Raw genomic sequence first — 4,836 nt, 5'->3', positions numbered from 1 at the left:
ATCCTCACCTAAGTTTTGGTAAGAAACCGGGTTTCTCAATATCAAGTAGCGATCGTATTTCGGGAATAGTCGGAAAGATTTGGAGCCGGGGTATATGTGTTAACAGAAGTATTTCAAAAGCGAAAGTAATAGCATGTCGAAAGCAGCATCAACAAGCTTTCCGGCAATATGAGAGGCTGCGCTTTTAAGCCAACTTTTCAAATTTTCCTTGCTAGACAAAACCGACTTTCGTTTTTGTTGGTCTTGTTTTTTCAACAATTCTCTGATTTGTTTTTCCTCTTCTTCGGTTAAAGCCATGTCAACATCCTTCAGTTTAAAAATTTACAATTTTTCCGATACGATTTAATTGGTTGGTCTTTGGGGAGTCGGACAATCCTGCAACCATTTTTTGATTGTCTTGATCATCTCGATATCATCGGCAATACCTTTTATATCTGCTTGTAAAATCAATAAAATTAGATCGCAGGAAGGAATAAGATCTTTATATATTTTTTCGTACTCTTGATCTTCCTTTTCGCTGCGTCCATATCCAGGCATATCAATCACGGTTAAGGTTCCGCCTGTTGAGAGTGTAAACTCTTTGGTTTGCGCTTGCGTCGTACCAACAGTTGTGGGACTTGTTTTCAGCTCGGCATTAAAGAGATTATTAATGGTTGTTGTTTTACCGACACCAGCTTTGCCAATCACTGCTACTTTGGGGGGCAATTTAGTTTCTTGTTCCAGTTGTCTTCTGATAAATTCTAAATCATCCTTTGAAATAATTTCTTGAAGTTTCTCAAAAATTGGATTGTCAGAATCGATTTTTTTTTCAGAACTTTTGTCCATTTCGGAACGCTGTTGATCGGCAAATTCTTTTGCCTCTGGATCTGCCAATTCAAATGGATCTTTTGGATCTATATTGCCCAGCTTAAAACCACCATAAGCATTTTGAATTATTTTATTGAGCAAATATATCAAACGATATCGTTTTAAAGCAGAGTAATATTCTATATTTGAGTCATCTATTTGTGTTTCTTCCCTTAGCTTTTTGATAATATCTTGGCACTGACGTTCAATCTCCTTTTCTGCTTCTTTTTGGGGAGCGTTTAATTTATTATTCCATCCATCAGGAATTATTTTATCAACTTGGTTTAAAGCCACAACCAACCGGAGAGGTATCTCAGGAGGTTTTGGTTTTCTCCAAAAAGATGGCCATAATTCATTCAAATTTTTACACATAACTTTTGAACTCCTTGCTAATATTTTGGTTCTCAGATTTTCTAATCCCCAACCGTAAAAGGATGTGTAAGGGACAATTTGACTTTTATCAAAAACGATCGCACCATTTAGCGCATTTTGGAAGATTCCGTAAATGTCATCTATTTTTTCAGGTATGAGCTTTAATTGGTCTGGGGAAGGTTCTTTTTTGTCAATTGCAAACTTTTTTTGTCCTTCATAAACTCCTAAAAAATCAATTTTGTTGAGAGCTAATATCAGATATATAGATGGTTTAAAGAACGGCTTTAATTTCTTTAAAAATATCTCGTCCCTTTTATAGGCTCTCGTATCTGCTTGAGTGATCCAGACCAAAACATCAGCTTTAGCGACCCATTTTTTGTAGTAAGCCATATATTTTCGATCTGCAGTCGGAGTTTCTCCAATTCCAGGCAGATCGACAACTCGTAGTTGATGGTAAGGACAGTCAGCGTACTTAAAGGTATTTAGGTAGTGTTGTAGAAGTTGTAATGCAAGTCTGTATAATCCATTGTTGATCAAGAGATAGAGAGCCAAAATGACCACTTGTTTACGACTGACAATAGGGAAATCGGCAAACTGAGGCTTTTTAGTACAGGCGATCGCATGATCTGTATCCCAGTTTAGCCCAAACATAGCGTTGAGGGTGCTACTCTTCCCCACTCCAGTTTTGCCGAAAAATACAACCGTTAGTCGGTCTTTTTCAAGCCACCTGACTAGGTGTAGGATTATTTTCGTTAACCATGATGTAAGTGACAAACAGTTGCTCCCTGCTTGACTGTAAAATGACATCAATATTTTGACACAAAAAATATGAATTAACAAGAATAAATCTGGTTAATTTAGTATAAAAAAATAATTGAGGCTCAGGTGCAACTTTTGTGCAAAAAGTCTAATTTAGTTCACAAAAGGAGAAAATAGTGTACTATGGTATAATTTGATAACAGTACCCCCGTTGACCTATGGACGTTCAAGAAGTCTTACAATGGACCGATCGCTTAGTGTTTGACAAAACCGGAAAACACCTGAGCAGCCTGCAACAGGCAGTTTTAACAGGGGTCTGGGATCATCAAAAATATAATGAGATTGCGGATGAGTATCACTGCACCGAAGCGAATGTCAAGAGAGTGGCGGGTAACTTATGGAAACTGATATCAGAAGAGTTAGACGAGAAAGTTGATAAAAAAAATTTTCGTGCCACGATGGAACGCTATTACATTTCTAATTTTTCTAGTTTATTTAATTTCGGACAGAGTAATTTCGTATCAGAGGGTAGCATCAATATCTGTAGCGACCCATACAACCACCCCCCCAACACCCAAAACCGATCGCAACCTGCCGCCACCACCGAATATCAACGCCACCACGACCTCAGCGAAGCCCCAGAAATACATCCCCTCTACAGCAGAACCCACGAACTCGATACCCTCAAACAATGGATACTCGCCGAACATCATCGCATCATCGCCATTACGGGGCTGTCTGGTATCGGTAAAACCAGCCTCGCTAGACAACTCGTGGAAGACATCAAAGAAAACTTCGATCGCATTATATGGCGATCGCATCGAAAATACCCCAACCTCAACGCACTGAAAAGCGACTTACTTCAGTTTATCGACACCACTACACCTAGCCATAATTCCATCTTAGATTACTTGCGATCGCATCGTTGTTTAATCATCCTCGACGACTTCCAAGAAACCCTCACCCCCGGCGAATTTGTCGGAACTTACCGCCCAGAATATGACCGTTATGGTCAATTCATTTACGAAATAGGGCGATCGCCTCATCAAAGTTGTTTCCTTGTCCTCAGTTGGGAACAGCCTACCGAAATTGCCACCATGGAAACCGAAAACCGCCACGGAAAAACCCTGTATTTACAAGGTTTCTCAGCATCTGCAACCGAAATTTTAGCGACCCACAACCTCCAAGATACAGAACACTGGATAGAACTAATCCAGCTTTATGGCGGGAACCCCTTATGGTTAAATATAATAGCAGCCACTATTTTCGATTTATTTAACGGTAGCGTCTCCCAATTTCTATCTTATCCTAGCTTCTTTTTGGGAGATATTGAACCTATATTAAACCAACATTATCTCCGATTTTCGTCACCCGAAAAATTAGTTATTCTGGGCTTGGCTAATCAAAACGGTATCACTGAAATTGCCTATAAACTAGCAGAAAATCTGTCCGAATCTGACTATTTAAAAGCCGTACAATCTCTGAAAAGACGCAGTTTAATTGAAACTAAAATCGAAAATTATGTCTCGGTTTTGACACTGACACCCCCGATTAAAGAATATTTTAAAACCGTGGGGGTCAGCACTGCGAGTTTTACCCTCAATTAGTCTGAGAATTAGCCGCCGCTGGGTAATGGTCGTTATAGCTTTCCTGATTAAAGAAATATAACGTGCGGATAGGATAGGGGATATTAATATCAGCCTCATCACAAGCCTGTTTAAGAGCTATCATAACCTGCGTTGTCACCCGTCGTACCTGTTTCCGTTCCGGGAAAGTCCAATAGCGAACCATGAGGTCAATAGAACTGTCTCCAAAACCCACTACATCGACTTCTACTTCTGGTTCGGACAACACACCCTCGACGGTTTTCGTGGCGTTTAATAGCGTTTCTATAGCCATTGGTAAGGGGGTATTATAGTCTACTCCAATGGCTAAATCAGTGCGACGATGACTTTCGGCTGTCTTGACCTGTACGGGACTGGTAAACAGTATCGAATTAGGAATTACCACCCTTTCCCCGTGATAGGTTAGCATTTGGGTAGACCGAATGGAAATATTTTCGATAGTCCCTTCGTAATCCTCTACAACTATCTGATCACCAATTTGGAAGGGTTCTTGTAACAGTAATAAAATCCCGGCTAAGAAATTTTTAAAGATATCCTGAAAGGCAAAACCAATGGCTACGGAACTAAGTCCTAATAAACCGATAATATCCCCTAGGCGGAGGTCAGGGAAAGCAATTACACAGGCGATAATTACTCCTCCCGCCCAAGTCAATACATAACCTGTGTGAATCAGCAGAACTTGTAAAGATGTACTGCGGACAAATCTCGGTGCTGTGGAGTTTAAGAATTGTCTAACAAAATTGGCGGCGAACCGAGTTATTAACAATACGATTATGGCAAGAATTAAGGCTGGGATTACTTGGATAGCTGAACCTACTAAACTTAATAGGCTAGACTGAATTTCTTGGACTAAGGCATTCATAAAGATTGAGTAGTAATAGGATTTATCCCGATTTTAACAGGGGAATAATTGCTGTTAGCTGGATATGTGAGCCAATAGCTCAAAACCTATAATATCATAACCCTTGGGGTGGGATTGTGGCTTCTACCCGCAGATAGATACAGCAGCCAGGAATCAATGCGGCAATTATCCCGTGTAATTAATAATTAATAATTAATAATTAATAATTAATAATTGTAGGGGTGGGTTCCTGTAGGGGTGGGTTCCTGTAGGGGCGGGTTCTGGAGTTAATTAGACTTAGCACCAGTCAACCTGATAAACCCGCCCCCGAAACCAGTGGGGTGGGTTCCTGTAGGGGCGGGTTCTGGAGTTAATTAGACTTAGCACCAGTCA

4 protein-coding genes are annotated in these 4,836 nt (G+C 40.2%); 1 reads left to right on the top strand and 3 read right to left on the bottom strand.

The window, feature by feature from the left end:
* Positions 1 to 99: 99 nt before the first annotated feature.
* Complete coding sequence (locus P5683_RS09615; protein ID WP_315639659.1) at positions 100 to 297, bottom strand: hypothetical protein; 198 nt, start codon at positions 295 to 297, stop codon at positions 100 to 102.
* 45 nt (positions 298 to 342) lie between these two features.
* Positions 343 to 2,025 (bottom strand): GTPase, encoded by a 1,683-nt coding sequence (locus P5683_RS09610; protein ID WP_315639658.1) that lies wholly within the window; start codon positions 2,023 to 2,025, stop codon positions 343 to 345.
* Between the two features lie 170 nt (positions 2,026 to 2,195).
* On the opposite strand from P5683_RS09610, the gene P5683_RS09605 reads away from it, so the two are divergent.
* Entirely contained in the window at positions 2,196 to 3,584 is a 1,389-nt protein-coding gene (locus tag P5683_RS09605) for an NB-ARC domain-containing protein (RefSeq protein WP_315639657.1), read from the top strand.
* Here the strand turns inward: P5683_RS09605 and P5683_RS09600 are convergent.
* Positions 3,577 to 4,464, bottom strand: coding sequence for a mechanosensitive ion channel family protein (locus tag P5683_RS09600; RefSeq protein WP_006625594.1), 888 nt, complete (start codon positions 4,462 to 4,464; stop codon positions 3,577 to 3,579). The genes P5683_RS09605 and P5683_RS09600 overlap by 8 nt on opposite strands.
* Positions 4,465 to 4,836: the final 372 nt, after the last annotated feature.

The sequence above is a fragment of the Limnospira sp. PMC 1279.21 genome, assembly GCF_032349615.1.
Classification (GTDB): domain Bacteria; phylum Cyanobacteriota; class Cyanobacteriia; order Cyanobacteriales; family Microcoleaceae; genus Limnospira; species Limnospira fusiformis.
This window is presented reverse-complemented; position numbering and strand designations above follow the sequence as displayed.